Genomic DNA, 15,818 nt, shown 5'->3' with positions numbered 1-15,818 from the left:
TTTGCGCGAACCCAGCATTTCCTATAATGCGCGTGTGATCATGCTCACCAACCCGTTCGGACATCTACGGAAGAACCTGAGCCGCCCGCTGGGCCGGCGATCGCGCCGCGTTCTGATCGGCGCCATCATCGCAGTGTGCCTCTTTTCGCTTTTCCAGCTCATCGCGCCGTTCCTGATTTCATCGACCGTAGTGCGCGAAAGCATGGAGCGGGCGGTCGCCGAATGGACCGGCCACGATGTAACGATTGAGGGGACGCCGGATATTCGCTTCTGGCCGGAGCCCAGGATCACGCTCAGGGAGATCACCATCCGCAAGCAGGCGGAGGGTGGCGAGCGGGTGCTCGGCCGGGTCTCGCGGCTTTCGGCTTCTTTCGATCTTCTGCAGGCTCTGCTCGGGCGGCCGGAGTTCAAGGATTTTCGCCTCACAAACCCGGAGATCTATGTCCTCAGGGAGGCCGACGGCAGGCTCGACTGGGCGAATGACGGGCTGCTCAGCCGCGCCGTGCGCGATGCGCGGCCGGACGGCAGCAGTCAGGCACTGGCGACGGATGACGATGCGCGGATGGGCGATGTCCGCATCAGCAACGGGACATTCGAGATCTCCGACATCGCCAGCGGCCGGATCACGCGGTTCCAGTCGATCAACGGCACGCTCGACTGGCCCTGGCTGTCCCGGGGCTTGGAACTGAAGGCAGATGCCAATCTCAACGGCCAGGCGCTGACGCTGGATATGAGTTCGACGCAGCCGCTGCTGCTGCTCTCGGGCAAAAGCGGCAACATCTCCGGCACGATGGCATCCGCTCTCTTTCATGGCCAGTTCCGCGGCGTCGCCAATCTGGCGGCGCATGCGTTTCTTTCCGGCGATGCCGAACTGACAGTTCCCGACCTTTTGACGGCGATGCGCTGGGCCGGGCTGAACTTTGCCGGTGTCGAACGCCTGAAGAGCTTCTCGTTGAATACCCGGCTCGTCACCAACGAAGACATCTTGCGTTTGGACAACCTGTCCCTCGGGCTGAACGACACCAAGGCGACCGGCATACTCGATCTCGTGCTGTCGCCTGACCGGCCGGCGAGGCTCACCGGTACGCTCGCCTTCGACCGGATGGATCTTTCCGCAGCGCTTGCCGCCATCGCGCCGCGCGCCATGGGTGACACCAGTCAGGGCAATGGCCATCTCGCCGGCCTGGAACTCGACCTGAGGCTTTCCGCCCAGCAGGCGACGCTCGGGCCTTTCCAGCTTTCGGAAGCCGCAGTAAGCATCATGAACGTCGGCGAGCAATCGCGCATCGACATCGCCGACAGCGATTTCGAGACCGGCCGACTGACCGGCCGGATCGCCACGGTGAAGGGCGGTGCGGCCGGAGCCGTGGCGTTGCGCCTTGCCATCCAGGACGCGGATTTCGGCAATATCGTCAAGGAACTTGGCCTCGCCGGCCCGCTTCCGGCGGCGCGCGGGTCGCTGGATCTGGCGCTCGACGTCGATCGGCCGCTGGAACCGGAAGCTTGGCGCAATGCGAAAGGCACCCTACGCTTTCGGACGGACCGCGGCTCGCTTTCCGGCGTCAACCTTGCCGGCGTCCGGCAGCTTGCAGCTCAAAAACCCTATTTTCCCTTGAGCGATGCCGGCAGCGGCAGCCTGGAATTCGACCATATCGACATCTCTGCCAATCTCGCGGATGGTTCGGCGGATATCCGCGAAGGAAAGATCACCGGCCCTTCCGAGAACCTGACGCTTTCCGGCGTTGTTCCCTACATCAACAGCAGCCTCGCGCTCTCCGCAACCATCGAGCCGATTGCGCAGGGCACCAAGGCGGCACCGCTGATGGTCTTCATCGGCGGCTCCTGGCCGAACCCGGTCATCTGGCCTGTTTCGCAAACTCCGGCAAAGCCCCTACAATGAACCGAATCAACCGGATGGGGGTTATCTGGTGTCGAGATTCCTGATCAGTCTATGCAAGGCGCTGCTCGCCTGCCTCATCATGGGCGCAGTGCTCAGCTTCTTCGGCATCACCATGCCGACGCTACTGGCGCTCCTGCATCTGACGCCGGACGATATCAGGGTCGGGCTCGAAAACGCCTATATCTGGTCGGTGCCACGCATCGTGCTCGGCGCCGTGATCGTGCTGCCGGCGTGGCTGCTCATCTATATCTTCCTGCCGCCGCGGGGCGAATGATCGTCAGGTCGTGCCGCGAGCGGCGACATGCTCGTCGCGGATGCGGCGCATTTCCGTCTGTTTGGTGCTGATCGAGGCGATGATGACGCCGATCGTCACCAGTCCGATCAGGATGGTGCAGATCGCATTGATTTCCGGTGTCACGCCCAGGCGCACCTGACTGTAGATCTTGATCGGCAGCGTCGTGGCACCCGGACCGGTCGTGAAGCTCGCGATGACGAGGTCGTCCAGCGACAGGGTGAAAGCCAGCATCCAGCCGGCGATCACGGCGGGGAAGATCAGCGGCAGGGTGATCTTGAAGAAAGTCTTGACTGGCGGACAGCCGAGATCGAGCGCCGCCTCCTCCAGGCTGAGGTCGAAGGTCAGCAGCCGAGACTGCACGACGATCGCCACGTAGCACATGGTGAATGTCGTATGCGCGATAACGACCGTCCAGAAACCGCGATCGATACCGACGGCGACGAACAGCAACAGCAGCGACAGGCCGGTAATCACTTCCGGCATGACGAGCGGCGCATAGATCATCCCGGAAAATAGCATCCGGCCGTGAAAGCGCGTGAACCGCACCAGGGCAAGCGCCGCAAGCGTGCCCAGCACCGTGCCGATCGTGGCGCTGATGACGCCAACGCGTGCGGTCACCCAGGCGGCGTCCATGAGGCCCTGGTTCGACCACATGGTGCGGTACCACTGCAGCGAAAAGCCGCCCCAGACGGTGACCAGCTTGGAAGCATTGAAGGAATAGACCACCAGGATGATGATCGGGATGTAGAGGAATGCGAAACCGAGGGTAAGGACGGTGGCGTCGAAGCGGGATGATTTCATCTCAAGCCACCTTCTTCTGCTGGTTCTGGAAAATCATGATTGGCACGACCAGCATGATCAGCAGGATGACCGCCACGGCCGATGCCAGCGGCCAGTCGCGGTTGCCGAAAAATTCCGTCCACAGCGTCTTGCCGATCATCAGCGTATCGGCGCCGCCGAGCAGATCCGGAATGACGAACTCGCCGGTAATCGGAATGAAGCAGATCATCGAACCGGCAATAACGCCAGGCAGCGACAGCGGGAAGGTGATCTTCCAGAACGCCTTCCAGGGCGGGCAGCCAAGATCGCTTGCGGCCTCCAACAACGTATTGTCCATCTTCTCCAGTGCCGAATAGAGCGGCAGGACCATGAAGGGCAGGTAGGAATAAACGATGCCGATGAAGACCGCATAATCGGTGCGCAAGATCTGCACCTGATCGTCTACGCCAAGAAGGCCGACCGACCGGAACAGCAGCGTCAGCAGTCCGTCGGGCTTCAGGATGCCGATCCAGGCATAGACGCGGATCAGGAACGACGTCCAGAACGGCAGGATGACCAGCATGACCAACGTCGGCCGCAGCATCGTCGGCGCGCGGGCCATGGCGAGCGCCATCGGATAACCGATCAGCAGCAGCAGGAAGGTTGAGATCACGGCGATGCGCAGCGAAGACAGGTAGGCTTCGATGTAAAGAGGGTCGCCGGTCAGGAAGAGGTAGTTGTCGAAGTCGAGTTCCGAGACGAAGTCGCCGAATGCGCCAAACCCTTCAAAGAGCGGCGTATAGGGCGGCATGGCGATCGTCGTCTCCGACAACGATATCTTGAAGATGATCAGGAAAGGCGCTGCGAAAAACAGCAGCAGCCAGAGATAGGGAACCGCGACCACCAGCCAGCGGGCGGGATTGGGTTTGTTGGCGGGGTGGGTTTCGGAAACGCTTGCCATCTCCCTGTCCCCCGCTCAACGCGTCAACACGAGGCCGGCATCGAGCGGCCAGGTGAGCCACACCATGTCGCCGAATGTGATCGGCCGGTCGACGAGGCGGGAGACGTTGGCCTGCGCCGCACGCACCACCCGGCCATCCGCGAGCTTGACGAGGAAAACCGAGAAGTCGCCGAGATAACCGATGTCCCAGACTTCGCCATAAACCGCATTGGCCGAGATATCGGCCGGCTGATCGGGCGAGATACGCACCTTTTCCGGCCGCACCGCGAAGGCGACCTTGTCACCCTTCACCGCCTGGCATTCCTGCTCGACGGAGACGGCGATCCCGTCGCAGTCGATCCTGACCGAGCCGGGCATGCCGAGGGCGCTGTCCGTCGAGGTGACCGTGCCTTCGAGGATATTGATGTCGCCGATGAAATCCGCAACGTAGCGGCTGTTCGGCGCTTCGTAGATCTCGGCCGGCGTTGCCACCTGCATGATCAGGCCCTTGTCCATGACCGCGATACGATCGGACACGGTCATCGCCTCTTCCTGGTCGTGGGTGACGATCAGGAAGGTGAGGCCGAGCTTGGTCTGCAGGTCCATCAGCTCGAACTGCGTCTCTTCGCGCAGCTTCTTGTCGAGCGCACCGAGCGGTTCGTCGAGCAGCAGCACCTTGGGGCGCTTGGCGAGAGACCGGGCGAGCGCGACGCGCTGGCGCTGACCGCCGGAAAGCTGGTTCGGCTTGCGTTTGGCGAACTGCTCCAGCTTGACGAGCTTCAGCATCTCCTCGACACGGGCGGCGACCTCACCCTTCGGAAGATTGTCCTGCTCCAGGCCGAAGGCGACATTCTTTTCGACCGTCATATGCGGGAAGAGCGCGTAGGACTGGAACATCATGTTGGTGGGCCGGCGATAGGGTGGCACGCCGGAAATATCCTTGCCCTGCAGCAGGATTCGGCCTTCGGTCGGCTCCTCGAAGCCGGCGAGCATGCGCATCAGCGTCGTCTTGCCGCAACCGGACGGCCCGAGCAGCGAGAAGAACTCCCGCTCGTAGATATCGAGCGTCAGGTTATCCACGGCGGTGAAGGTGCCGAACCGCTTGGTGATGTTTTCGAAACGGATGAACGGAACCGCTGAAGGATCAGCCCAGGGAGAAAATTTGCGTTTAACCGGCCCAAGAGATTTCGCCATGCCTTACCCCATTTCGCCCCGATGGCCGCCCGAAAGTAATCGGGGCAGACGTTTCCGCCTGCCCCGCCCTTGATCAGCTACCGGTCTTGATCTGCGTCCAGACCCGGTTCAGGACCCGCTGCTCGCGCGGCCCGTATGGCGAAATGGTGAAGAGCTTCTTGACGACGTCTTCCGGTGGATAGGCGGAGGGATTTTCCAAGACTTCCTTGTCGATGAACTTCTGCGAAGCCAGGTTGCCGTTGGCGTATTGAACGAAGTTGGAAGCCTTGGCGATGACTTCCGGCTTCATCAGGTAGTTGATGAAGGCATGCGCCTCGTCGACATGCTTCGCGTCCGCGGGGATCGCGAGGTTGTCGAACCACATATACGTGCCTTCCTTGGGAATGACGAACCGGATCTTGACGCCGTTCTTGGCTTCCTCGGCGCGGGTCTTGGCCTGCAACACGTCGCCCGACCAGCCGATCGTGATGCAGCTGTCGCCATTGGCGAGTTCATCGATATAGGCCGACGAATTGAAGGTCTTCACCGACTTGCGAATTTTCGAGTAGACGGCGCCGCCGGCTTCGAGGTCCTTGGTGTCCTTGCTGTCGGGATTCTTGCCGAGATAGTTCAGCGCGATCGCAAAAGTCTCGTCGGATGCGTCGAGGATGTTGATGCCGCAGGACTTCAGTTTTGCGGCGTTTTCCGGCTTGAAGAGAACATTCCAGCTGTCGATCGGCACGTCGCCGAGTGCGGCCTTCACCTTGTCGACGTTATAGCCGATGCCGGTGGTGCCCCACATGTAGTTGACGGCATACTGATTGCCGGGATCGTATTTCGCCAGCCGCTCGGTAACCACCGGCCACATGTTGGAAAGATTGGGCAGTTTCGACTTGTCGAGCTTCTGGAACACCTTGGCCTGGATCTGGCGGGCGAGGAACGGGCCGGTCGGCACGACGACATCGTAACCGGAGCCGCCAGCCAGAAGCTTGGTCTCCAGCATCTCGTTGTTGTCGAACACGTCGTAGATGACCTTGATGCCGGTCTCCTTGGTGAAATCCCCCAGGATCGATTCGTCGATATAGTCCGACCAATTGTAGACGCGGACTTCACGCTCCTGGGCCAGAGCAGCCGTCGCGGCGAAAGCCGCCGCGGCAACTGCGGCGGCAAGGCTGAGCAAATGACTTTTCATGATCTCTCCTGTTCCAGTTTTGTCTGCGCAATCGTCAAATCGCGCCTAATTCCCTTATATTTTTCCGCGAGAGTAAAAAGTAATTCTACACCCTACAAGGGGGAATGTGCGCCGCCGCAAAACTCATTGGAAATCGAAGGCGCTGAGACCGGTCACCATCTCATCCAGACCGAGCGGTCTCGTGACCGGAGGCTCGGCGCGGGAGAGGCAACCCTGCCTTTCGCAGAGCCGGCAGGCGGTGCCGGCAAGCACCGTTCCGACGGCCCCCGGCAGTGCCTCGCCATAGACGGTGTCGCCTCCGCTCGACAGATCGCAGCCGAGAAGAATTGCCGTACGGCGGATACGCTCGCCGAATCCCGCCTGCGGGCCTTCGAGCGTGCGCGACAGCGTCAGGAATGCGGCGCCATCCGGCATCTCGACCCGATCGACGAGAACCTGTCCCGGCTGAAGGAAGGCGGCATGAAGGCCTAGCTTCGGACAGAGCCCGCCGAAACGGGCCTGCGGGAACCCTTGCGCACCGGCGCGGCGGATGGCGTTACCGGCGTGATCGACTTCCATCATGAAAAACGGGATGCCCGGAGTGCCGGGCCGGGCAAGCGACGTGAGCCGGTTGGCGGCCTGCTCAAACGACACGTCGAAACGGGAGCGCAATACGTCGAGGTCGTATCGGGCGCGCTGGGCTGCCGTGAGAAAAGCCCCATAAGGCATCATCAGCGCATGAGCGGCATAACGGGCGAGCTCGAAGCGGCCGATGCGTCGCGCCTCGTTGGTGGAGAGGTTTAGATCGTCGAGTTCGGTGGCGATCTCCTGGCCTAATGCAAGCAGCGCCACTTCCATGGCAAGCTCGCGCGTCCGGTCGAAGGGCGAGAGCCGTTCTGACAGAAACAGCCGCATGGAATGGCGGTCGTACCGCCGGCGCAGGTTCGGCATGGCATGAACCGGCAGCGTACGCACCACGATGCCGTGCTCGTTCTTCGCCCAGACCTTCAAGGCGCCAGGCAGTTCGTCGCCGGTCCCGAGCCTAGCCATGAAAGTTTCGGCCGCATCCTCGATACGCGGGAAAAAGTTAGGGCGACGCTGCAGCGTCTCGCGCACCTCGTCGATCGGCAGGCGCGTGCCGGCGATCGAGGTCTCGTGACCCTCGCGGGCCAGCAGATCGGAAAGATCGGAAAGCCGGGCAGCTTGCTCGCGATAAGCGCGATAGAGCTTCATCAGCCCCAGCGCCGCGTTGGGGGCGGCCTCCGCCACCTCGATGATTTCCTGATCCCCCGGGATCTCGCCTGCCAGCAGCGGATCGGCGAACACCTCGCGCAGCCGCCCTGCAAGACCGCCACCTTCCCCCTGCAGCGTATCGAGATCGACCTTGTAGACCGAGGCAAGCTTCAAGAGGAGCTGGACCGTGAGCGGCCGCTGGTTGCGCTCGATGAGGTTGAGATAGGAGGGCGAAATGCCGAGCGCTTCGGCCATTGCCGTCTGGGTGAGCCCAAGCCCCAATCGCACCCGCCGTACCCGCGGGCCGGCAAAAATCTTTCGCTCCGCCACTTTTGTCACCGCTTTTACAAAATCGGCCAGCCCGCCGCATTTACCATTGTGACATCTTCACAGAACCCTTTGTGAAAGACAAGACAACCTAACCCCTTTCATACCCGCATTTCTGTATCTTTTCTGGCAGTGCAGCATTCTTTTCTGTAAATTCAGTCACATCAAAAGCGCCATACCTTGGCTCGCCGATTTACATAGGAGGAAAGCAATGACAGATTTTTACACGCTGGTTCCAGGCGCTCAAAAAGGGCGTTTCGAGGGTGTCGAACGCCCTTACTCCGCCGAGGACGTGAAGCGGCTGCGCGGTTCGGCCGAGATCCGTTATTCGCTTGCCGAGATGGGCGCCAACCGGCTGTGGTCGCTGCTGCACCGCGAAGACTTCGTCAACGCGCTCGGCGCGATGACCGGCAACCAGGCCATGCAGCAGGTCCGCGCCGGGCTGAAGGCAATCTACCTCTCCGGGTGGCAGGTCGCGGCCGACGCCAATACCGCATCCGCCATGTATCCGGACCAGTCGCTCTATCCGGCCAATGCGGCACCGGAACTGGCGCGGCGCATCAACCGCACCCTGCAGCGTGCCGACCAGATCGAGACCGCCGAAGGCAAGGGTCTTTCGGTCGAGACCTGGTTCGCGCCGATCGTTGCGGATGCGGAAGCCGGGTTCGGCGGGCCGCTCAACGCCTTCGAGATCATGAAGGCATTCATCGAGGCGGGCGCCGCCGGCGTCCATTACGAAGACCAGCTCGCATCGGAAAAGAAGTGCGGCCATCTCGGCGGCAAGGTGCTGATCCCGACCGCCGCACATATTCGCAACCTGACGGCCGCGCGGCTTGCCGCCGACGTCATGGGCACGCCGACGCTGGTCATCGCCCGCACCGATGCGGAAGCGGCCAAGCTGCTCACCTCGGATATCGACGAGCGCGACCAGCCCTTCGTCGACTACGATGCCGGCCGGACAGTGGAGGGCTTCTACCAGGTCACGAACGGGCTCGAACCCTGCATCGCCCGCGCCGTCGCCTATGCGCCCTATTGCGATCTCATCTGGTGCGAAACCTCGAAGCCGGATCTCGAACAGGCCCGTCGGTTTGCGGAAGGGGTCCACAAGGCGCATCCCGGCAAGATGCTCGCCTATAACTGCTCGCCGTCGTTCAACTGGAAAAAGAACCTCGACGACGCGACGATCGCCAAGTTCCAGCGGGAACTGGGTGCGATGGGCTACAAGTTCCAGTTCATCACGCTCGCCGGTTTCCACCAGCTGAATTTTGGCATGTTCGAGCTCGCCCGTGGCTACAAGGACCGCCAGATGGCCGCCTATTCGGAGCTGCAGGAGGCGGAATTCGCCGCCGAGATCAACGGTTATACCGCCACCAAACATCAGCGCGAGGTCGGCACCGGCTATTTCGACGCCGTCTCCGTCGCCATCACCGGCGGACTTTCGTCCACCACCGCAATGAAGGAATCCACGGAACACGACCAATTCCGGCCGGCTGCGGAATAAGCCTGAACCCCATCACAAGGAGGAGAACCGACATGAACATCCAGACCCACGTCAAGGAACGCGCAGAAGAGCAGTCGACGGCGATGACGCCCGACCAGCAGGCAGCAATCCGCACGCTTGCCAACGATCTGCACCGCCTCAACCATGCAATCATGAAGGCGGTCGAGGCCGGGGTTTCGGTGGAGCTCGTCCGTTCCGCCCGGCACCATGGCGGCGGCGGTCATTGGGGCGACCTGATGATCCCGGTCGTCGTCACCAACCGGATGCAGTGATCGAAAGACAGGTTTAAGGCTGGCGGCCTGCGAAAAGCGGGCCGTGGCCGCGGACGAACTTCACCATCCGATCGACCACCGCGCGGATATCCCGGCGGTGGCGATCGTCGTTGTTCATGACGATCCACTGATTGTGGCGCAGGCTTTCGATCTCTCCTCCGACGCGCTCCAGCCGCATGTCCTGATCGCCGACGAAACAGGGCAGGACCGCGGTCCCGGCGCCGCCAAGTGCCAGATCACGCAGAGAACGCGGGCGGTTGACGGTGACGACCACCTGACCTCCCCGTTCCTGATGCGGCCAGCGCAAATAGGCGGAAATCGCGTCCTCCTCCGAGACCGCAAGCCAGCGTTCGGCAGCCGAGGGATGGGCGTTGCGGGCCCGATAGGCCGCATAGGCGACTTCCCCGAGCCTGGTCGCCGCGAGGTTCGGCTCGTCCGGTTCGAACGCGCGGATGCCGATATCGCTTTCCCGATGCACAAGGCTCGCTCGTCGCTCGGCGACATAGAAATCGAGGCGGAAGTCATCGCGCTCAGTGCGGATAAGCGAGAGATTGCGGGTGAACATCCAGGCAAGCCAGGTGCCGCAGGCGACCCGCACCAGTGTCGAACCGGCGCCTTCCCGTTTCCAGCTCTCGATGCGGCGGGCGGCGCCTTCCATCTCCAGAATCTGGGCAAGCAACGCAGACCCGTCGGCGGTCAGCTGATAGCCGGTACGGCTGCGTAAAAACAACGGCCGCCCGACTGCCTCTTCCAGATCGAGCATCCTCCGGCCGATCGTCGCGGGGCTCAATCCGGTGATGCCGGCAGCACCGGACAGGCCGCCAAGCCGGGCGACCTGCATGAAAAGCTCGTAGGCATCCCAGTTGATGTTTTTCATGAGTGAAAGACATAGCGGGAAATCGGCGGTACAAGAAGCAGTTTTTGAGGTTTAATAGAGGAGACGATTTCCACAAACGGAGCAATTCCGATGCATGAGAACATCGTCGCAGCCGCCTTTTCCTATCCCTTCGGAACAAAGTCCATCCGTCGTGACGTAGCCGCGGAAAACGATTTTTATGAACGTTACGCCCAGCCCTATCCGAGCTGGTTCGCCAGCCTGCTGCGGTTCAGGAGCAGACGTAAAGGCGGCGTCACCCCTACTTTGACATCCGCAAATATTACGCAGCGCGAGAGTAACGGGAACGACTGCTCGTATCGATGCGGAACTGCTCTACCAGTTGAAGCAGGGCATCCGCTTCGCTTGCAAGGCGTCGGCTCGCTTCCGTGGTTTCGCCGACCATCGCGCCGTTCTGCTGGGTCATCTGGTCCATGCGGTTGACGGAGTTGTTGATGTCCTGCAATGCGGCCGACTGATCCTGGCTGGCGGTCGCGATCATTTCCACGTGCTGGCTGACGCCGGTGATCTGCTGGCTGATCGCCGCCAGCACTTCGCCCGCCTCCTGCACCAGGCCGGCACCGGAGCCGACCTCCCGGCTCGACTGGGTGATCAGGTCCTTGATTTCCTTGGCGGCACTGGCGGAACGTTGCGCCAGTTCGCGAACTTCCTGCGCCACGACCGCAAAACCCTTGCCGGCCTCGCCGGCCCGGGCCGCCTCGATGCCGGCATTGAGCGCCAGCAGGTTGGTCTGGAAAGCGATGTCGTCGATCACCTCGATGATCAACTCGATCTTCCCCGAAGCCTCCTCGATACGTCCCATGGCGCCGACCGCATTGCTTACCACCGTGCCGGAACTGTCGGCACTTTTCTTGGTAAGCGAAACGGCGCGGTTGGCCTCGTGGGCGCGTTCGGCCGAAGAACGGACCGTTGCGGTGATCTCATCAACGGCGGCGGCCGTCTCTTCGAGGGAAGCTGCCTGGGTTTCGGTGCGTCGCGAAAGCTCTTCCGAGGAATGGCTGAGATCGGCACTGCTCTTCTGGATGGAGAGTGTGCTTTGGCGGATGTGAGAAAGCGTATCGCGCAGCCGGATGATAGAGCCATTGAAGTCGGTGCGCAGTTGTTCCAGCCGACCGGAGAACTGCGTCTCGATCGTGCTCGACAGATCGCCATCAGCTAGGCGGGCCAAAGCCGCACCCAATTCGCTGACGGCCGTATCGATCTGACGGTCGACACGTTGTTTTTCGGCATCGTTGCGAAGGCGTTCGGCCTCCGCTTCGGCGCGATCCTCGGCACTGCGGCTTTCCATCTGTTGCTTCTCACGCGCCGCTTCCCGGAAGACTTCCAAGGCGCGGGCGATATTGCCGAATTCGTTGCGGCGTTCAGCATAGGGTATTTCGGTGGCGTCATTGCCTTGGGCAAGCGCATGTACAGTGCCGGTCAGCACGCCGAGCGGCCGGAGCAGCATACGAAGGGCGAACAGGCTTGCAATGCCGACGACGAGGAGAGCGGCGAGCGACGTGCCGATGACGACATAGCCCGCGGTAGCGATATGGGCGAAATAGACTTCCATCGGAATGCCTATGAAAAGTAGGCCGATGACGTTGTTCGAAGCATTGGTGATCGGGAAATAACCCGTCATGAAATCCTTGCCGAACAACACCGCGGGACCGAAATAAGCCTCTCCGCGCGCCAGAAACGGCTGCGCCGGGTGCTCCGCGGCAAGCTTGGTGCCGACCGCCCGCTCGCCCTTTTCCGTCTTCACATTGGTCGATATCCGGACATAGTCAGTGCCCTTCTTTTCGAACAGGGTTGCGACGCCACCGATGGCAGTTGCCGTACGATCGACCATGTCATGATCTTTCACCGTCCCCTCGCCTTGGCTGACACGGATGACCGCGCCGTCGCGGATCTCGCTTTTGGCGCCATCCAGCTCAAGATCGTAAAGCAGGCTCATGGTGCGTATCGCCTTGCGCGCATCTCCCCTCGCCGTATCCATGATATCGCCGCGCAGGTATGCATAGGTGAGACCGCCAACGGCTATCACCGCGAGGAAGATCATCAAGAGGCAGAGAAGAACGATCCGCGATACCACGGATGACGGCAGGATTTTGATCATAAAAGGCCAGCTTCCCCACAAAACTATGAACTGACCGAATATCGCTGGCGGAAGTGAAAAATTACTAAATTTGAATGTATTGAATTAAAGAGGCCGCCGAGGTGCGGAGCTGACGCAAACCGTAGGTCGGAAATGCGCAAAACAAGACGCCAGCGCTCCGCGAGCGTGGCTTGAGACCGCCGCCATTCAGGCGCGCGATGAGATCGAAGAGCGGAAGCTCTTAGAAGAAAAGCGTCGGAAGCGCGAGGAGCGCGGCCGTTGCACCGATGGCGATCGCGAGAAAACGCAGGCGAATGAGCTTCTGGTTATCCTGAACCTTAGCGATTGCGATTGCGCGGGCACGGCTGGGTCTCTGCATGGAAACGGCACTCCAAGGCAAGTTGCTCTGGCGCTCCAGCCGCCACCGGCAGGAAGCGCATGCCTGCCTTAAACCACAGGAATTGGCTGGCATTAAGGCAGGATGGGGCGCTCACATTAACAACTGCTGAATCAACCTATACTACAATGCGTCCCCACAAACATGGCCCGAAGCCCAGGCCCATTGGAAATTGTAGCCGCCGAGCCAACCGGTCACATCCACGCATTCGCCGATGAAATAAAGGCCGGATACCGCCTTTGCCTGCATTGTCTTCGAGTCCAGTTCGGACGTATCGATGCCGCCGAGCGTCACCTCGGCCGTCCGGTAACCTTCGGAGCCGGCGGGCCGGATGGGCCAGGTCTGGATCGAGGCGGCCAGGCCCTCGATCGCCTTGCCGGAAAGATCGGCGAGATGGGCCGTCAGGCCGCGCGCCTCGACGAAGAATTGCGCCAGTCGTTTCGGCAGCACCTCCGCCAGCACCGTTTGCGCCGCCTGGCGACCGTTGGTCTTGCGGGCTGTCTTGAGCATCGCTGCGATATCAAGATCGGGCTCGATGACCAGCGTCACGTCGTCGCCTTCCCGCCAATAGGAGGAGATCTGCAGGATCGACGGACCGCTCAAACCCCGGTGGGTGAAGAGCAGTGCCTCGCGAAACGCTGTGCTGCCGTGACGGACCTCGGCGGGCACCGAGATGCCGGAAAGCGGCGAGAGCTTTTCGAGCAGGTTCGGATCGAGCGTCAGGGGCACGAGCGCCGGCCGCGTCTCGACGATCTTCAGCCCGAACTGCCGGGCTATATCGTAGGCAAAACCGGTGGCGCCCATCTTGGGGATCGACTTGCCGCCGGTCGCAACCACCAGGGATGCCGCCTCCACCGGTCCATCGGAGGTGCCGATGCGGAAACCTTCTGGCGTCTTTTCGATCGACGTGACCTGCTTCTGCAGTTCAAGCACGACGTTCGCCGCTTTCATCTCGGACAGCAGCATGCGGATAATGTCCTTGGCGCTGTCGTCGCAGAAGAGCTGGCCGAGCGTCTTTTCGTGCCAAGGAATGCCGTGGCGTTCGACCATGTCCAGAAAATCGCGCGGCGTGTACCGGGCGAGCGCCGACTTGGCGAAATGCGGATTGGCGGAGAGATAGTTTTTCGCGCTTGCATGGATATTGGTAAAGTTGCAGCGGCCGCCGCCGGAAATGCGGATCTTTTCGCCCGGCGCCTTGGCGTGGTCTAGCACGAGCACCGAACGGCCGCGCCCGGCTGCGCGAATGGCGCACATCATGCCGGCCCCGCCGGCGCCCAAAACCACGACATCGAATTTCCGCGTCACCGCATGCTCCCTGTTTCGATATCTGCTGTTTTCGATCGGCAACTCAAAGTCAATGGCGTCTCCCCCTCGCCATTCGCCAATCCGTGGTTATGATGGAACATCCGATCAACCTCACCCCGATGTGTCATGCCGCGCAAAAAAAACGCTCCCGCCCTCGCAACCGGCACCGTGGCGAAAGCCGCGACTGCCCAGCCGACGCTCACTTCGCTCAGAGGTGTCGCGGACTGGCGGGAGGCCGCCGCGTGGCTTCGGGCACGGGGGATAGAGGATATCGAGTGCATCACGCCCGATCTCGCCGGCGTGCCGCGCGGCAAGATGATGCCGTCCTCGAAGTTCACCTCGAATACCTCGCTGGCGCTGCCGTCGGCCCTCTACCGGCACACCATTTCCGGCGAATACCCGGAAGAGACCGGCACCTTCCGCTACGAACCGCGCGACAGCGATTTGAAGCTGGTGCCGGATCTTTCGACGCTTTCGGTTGTACCCTGGGAAACCGACCCGACCGCACAGGTGATCTGCGACATCGTTGATACCGAAGGCAAGGCGGTTCCCTATACGCCGCGCAACGTGCTGAAGAACATCCTCAAACTCTATGAGGAGCGGGGCTGGAAACCGGTCGTGGCGCCGGAAATCGAATTTTATCTCGTCGCCAAGAACGACGACCCGGACTATCCGCTGCATCCGCCGAAAGGCCGGTCCGGCCGCTCCATCCTCGGCGGCCAGGGTTATTCGATCGCCGGCATCAACGAATTCGACGAGCTGATCGACGACATCTACCATTTCTCGGAAAAGCAGGGCCTCGAGATCGATACGCTGATCCACGAGGAAGGCCCGGCGCAGCTCGAAATCAACCTGCGCCATGGCGATCCTATCGAACTCGCCGACCAGGTGTTCATGTTCAAGCGCACCATCCGCGAGGCGGCCATGAAACACGGCATCTACGCCACGTTCATGGCCAAGCCCATGCAGGGCCAGGCGGGTTCGGCAATGCACATCCACCAGTCGGTGGTCGACATCAAGACCGGCAAGAACGTCTTCTCGAACCCGGACGGTTCGGCTTCCAAGGAATTTTTCCACTTCATCGGCGGCATGCAGACCTATGTGCCGAAGACGCTCGCCATGATGGCCCCCTATGTGAACTCCTACCGCCGCCTGACGCCCGACATGTCGGCGCCGGTCAACAATGCCTGGGGTTACGACAACCGGACCACCGCCTTCCGCGTGCCGGTCTCGGATGCGAATGCCCGCCGCGTGGAAAACCGCCTGCCAAGCTCGGACGCCAATCCCTATCTGGCGCTTGCGGCCTCACTCGGCTGCGGCCTGCTCGGCATCATGAACGCGATCGAGCCGGGACCGCCGACCGAGGATACAGCCAACGAGGGGTCGATCGAACTGCCGCGCGGCCTGCTCGAAGCCGTGTCGCTGCTCGAATCCGATCCGGCGCTTGCCAGCGTCTTCAGCTCGGAATTCATCGGCCTCTATGCGGGCGTCAAGCGCGGCGAATTCGAGACCTTCATGCAGGTTATCAGCCCCTGGGAGCGGGAATTCCTGCTTCTCAACGTGTGAGGGCTGC

Annotated in this window: 14 protein-coding genes; 5 read left to right on the top strand and 9 right to left on the bottom strand. The window is 61.6% G+C overall.

Annotated elements, in window-relative coordinates; genetic code table 11:
- The first annotated feature begins 1 nt into the window (after nt 1).
- Nucleotides 2-1,900 (top strand): AsmA-like C-terminal region-containing protein, encoded by a 1,899-nt coding sequence (locus tag MOV63_RS09725; RefSeq protein WP_247033492.1) that lies wholly within the window; start codon nt 2-4, stop codon nt 1,898-1,900.
- A 28-nt stretch (nt 1,901-1,928) separates the two neighbouring features.
- Nucleotides 1,929-2,174, top strand: a complete 246-nt coding sequence (locus tag MOV63_RS09720) for a hypothetical protein (protein ID WP_038539882.1) — start codon at nt 1,929-1,931, stop codon at nt 2,172-2,174.
- A 3-nt stretch (nt 2,175-2,177) separates the two neighbouring features.
- Here the strand turns inward: MOV63_RS09720 and MOV63_RS09715 are convergent, their stop codons facing one another.
- From MOV63_RS09715 to MOV63_RS09695, 5 genes are all read right to left on the bottom strand, one after another.
- The gene (locus MOV63_RS09715; protein WP_038539880.1) at nt 2,178-2,996 is read right to left on the bottom strand and encodes an ABC transporter permease; all 819 of its coding nucleotides are present in this window, start codon (nt 2,994-2,996) and stop codon (nt 2,178-2,180) included.
- 1 nt (nt 2,997) lies between these two features.
- Nucleotides 2,998-3,915, bottom strand: coding sequence for an ABC transporter permease subunit (locus MOV63_RS09710; RefSeq protein WP_247033491.1), 918 nt, complete (start codon nt 3,913-3,915; stop codon nt 2,998-3,000).
- A gap of 15 nt (nt 3,916-3,930) precedes the next feature.
- Nucleotides 3,931-5,088, bottom strand: a complete 1,158-nt coding sequence (locus MOV63_RS09705; protein ID WP_247033490.1) for an ABC transporter ATP-binding protein — start codon at nt 5,086-5,088, stop codon at nt 3,931-3,933.
- Nucleotides 5,089-5,161: 73 nt separating this feature from the next.
- Complete coding sequence (locus MOV63_RS09700; protein ID WP_247033489.1) at nt 5,162-6,259, bottom strand: polyamine ABC transporter substrate-binding protein; 1,098 nt, start codon at nt 6,257-6,259, stop codon at nt 5,162-5,164.
- 123 nt (nt 6,260-6,382) lie between these two features.
- Entirely contained in the window at nt 6,383-7,801 is a 1,419-nt protein-coding gene (locus MOV63_RS09695; protein ID WP_247033488.1) for a short-chain fatty acyl-CoA regulator family protein, read from the bottom strand.
- A 208-nt stretch (nt 7,802-8,009) separates the two neighbouring features.
- Here MOV63_RS09695 and aceA point away from each other — a divergent pair, with 208 nt between their 5' ends.
- Nucleotides 8,010-9,299, top strand: coding sequence for an isocitrate lyase (gene aceA / locus MOV63_RS09690; RefSeq protein WP_247033487.1), 1,290 nt, complete (start codon nt 8,010-8,012; stop codon nt 9,297-9,299).
- A 32-nt stretch (nt 9,300-9,331) separates the two neighbouring features.
- A complete protein-coding gene (locus tag MOV63_RS09685) occupies nt 9,332-9,571 on the top strand; it encodes a hypothetical protein (RefSeq protein WP_038539861.1) in 240 nt (79 codons plus the stop codon).
- Nucleotides 9,572-9,584: 13 nt separating this feature from the next.
- Here MOV63_RS09685 and MOV63_RS09680 read toward each other — a convergent pair whose 3' ends face one another.
- The 4 genes from MOV63_RS09680 to MOV63_RS09665 all read right to left on the bottom strand — a co-directional run bounded on the left by MOV63_RS09680 (nt 9,585) and on the right by MOV63_RS09665 (nt 14,245).
- A complete protein-coding gene (locus MOV63_RS09680) occupies nt 9,585-10,448 on the bottom strand; it encodes a LysR family transcriptional regulator (RefSeq protein ID WP_247033486.1) in 864 nt (287 codons plus the stop codon).
- 280 nt (nt 10,449-10,728) lie between these two features.
- Complete coding sequence (locus tag MOV63_RS09675; protein WP_247033484.1) at nt 10,729-12,564, bottom strand: methyl-accepting chemotaxis protein; 1,836 nt, start codon at nt 12,562-12,564, stop codon at nt 10,729-10,731.
- A 220-nt stretch (nt 12,565-12,784) separates the two neighbouring features.
- Entirely contained in the window at nt 12,785-12,922 is a 138-nt protein-coding gene (locus tag MOV63_RS09670; RefSeq protein ID WP_247033482.1) for a hypothetical protein, read from the bottom strand.
- 141 nt (nt 12,923-13,063) lie between these two features.
- Nucleotides 13,064-14,245 (bottom strand): NAD(P)/FAD-dependent oxidoreductase, encoded by a 1,182-nt coding sequence (locus tag MOV63_RS09665; RefSeq protein WP_293405118.1) that lies wholly within the window; start codon nt 14,243-14,245, stop codon nt 13,064-13,066.
- Between the two features lie 126 nt (nt 14,246-14,371).
- Here MOV63_RS09665 and MOV63_RS09660 point away from each other — a divergent pair, with 126 nt between their 5' ends.
- The gene (locus tag MOV63_RS09660; protein ID WP_247033480.1) at nt 14,372-15,811 is read left to right on the top strand and encodes a glutamine synthetase family protein; all 1,440 of its coding nucleotides are present in this window, start codon (nt 14,372-14,374) and stop codon (nt 15,809-15,811) included.
- Nucleotides 15,812-15,818 lie beyond the last annotated feature (7 nt).

Origin of the sequence: Neorhizobium sp. SHOUNA12A (genome assembly GCF_023006505.1) — a bacterium.
In the GTDB taxonomy this organism is placed as follows: Bacteria; Pseudomonadota; Alphaproteobacteria; order Rhizobiales; family Rhizobiaceae; genus Neorhizobium.
This window is presented reverse-complemented; position numbering and strand designations above follow the sequence as displayed.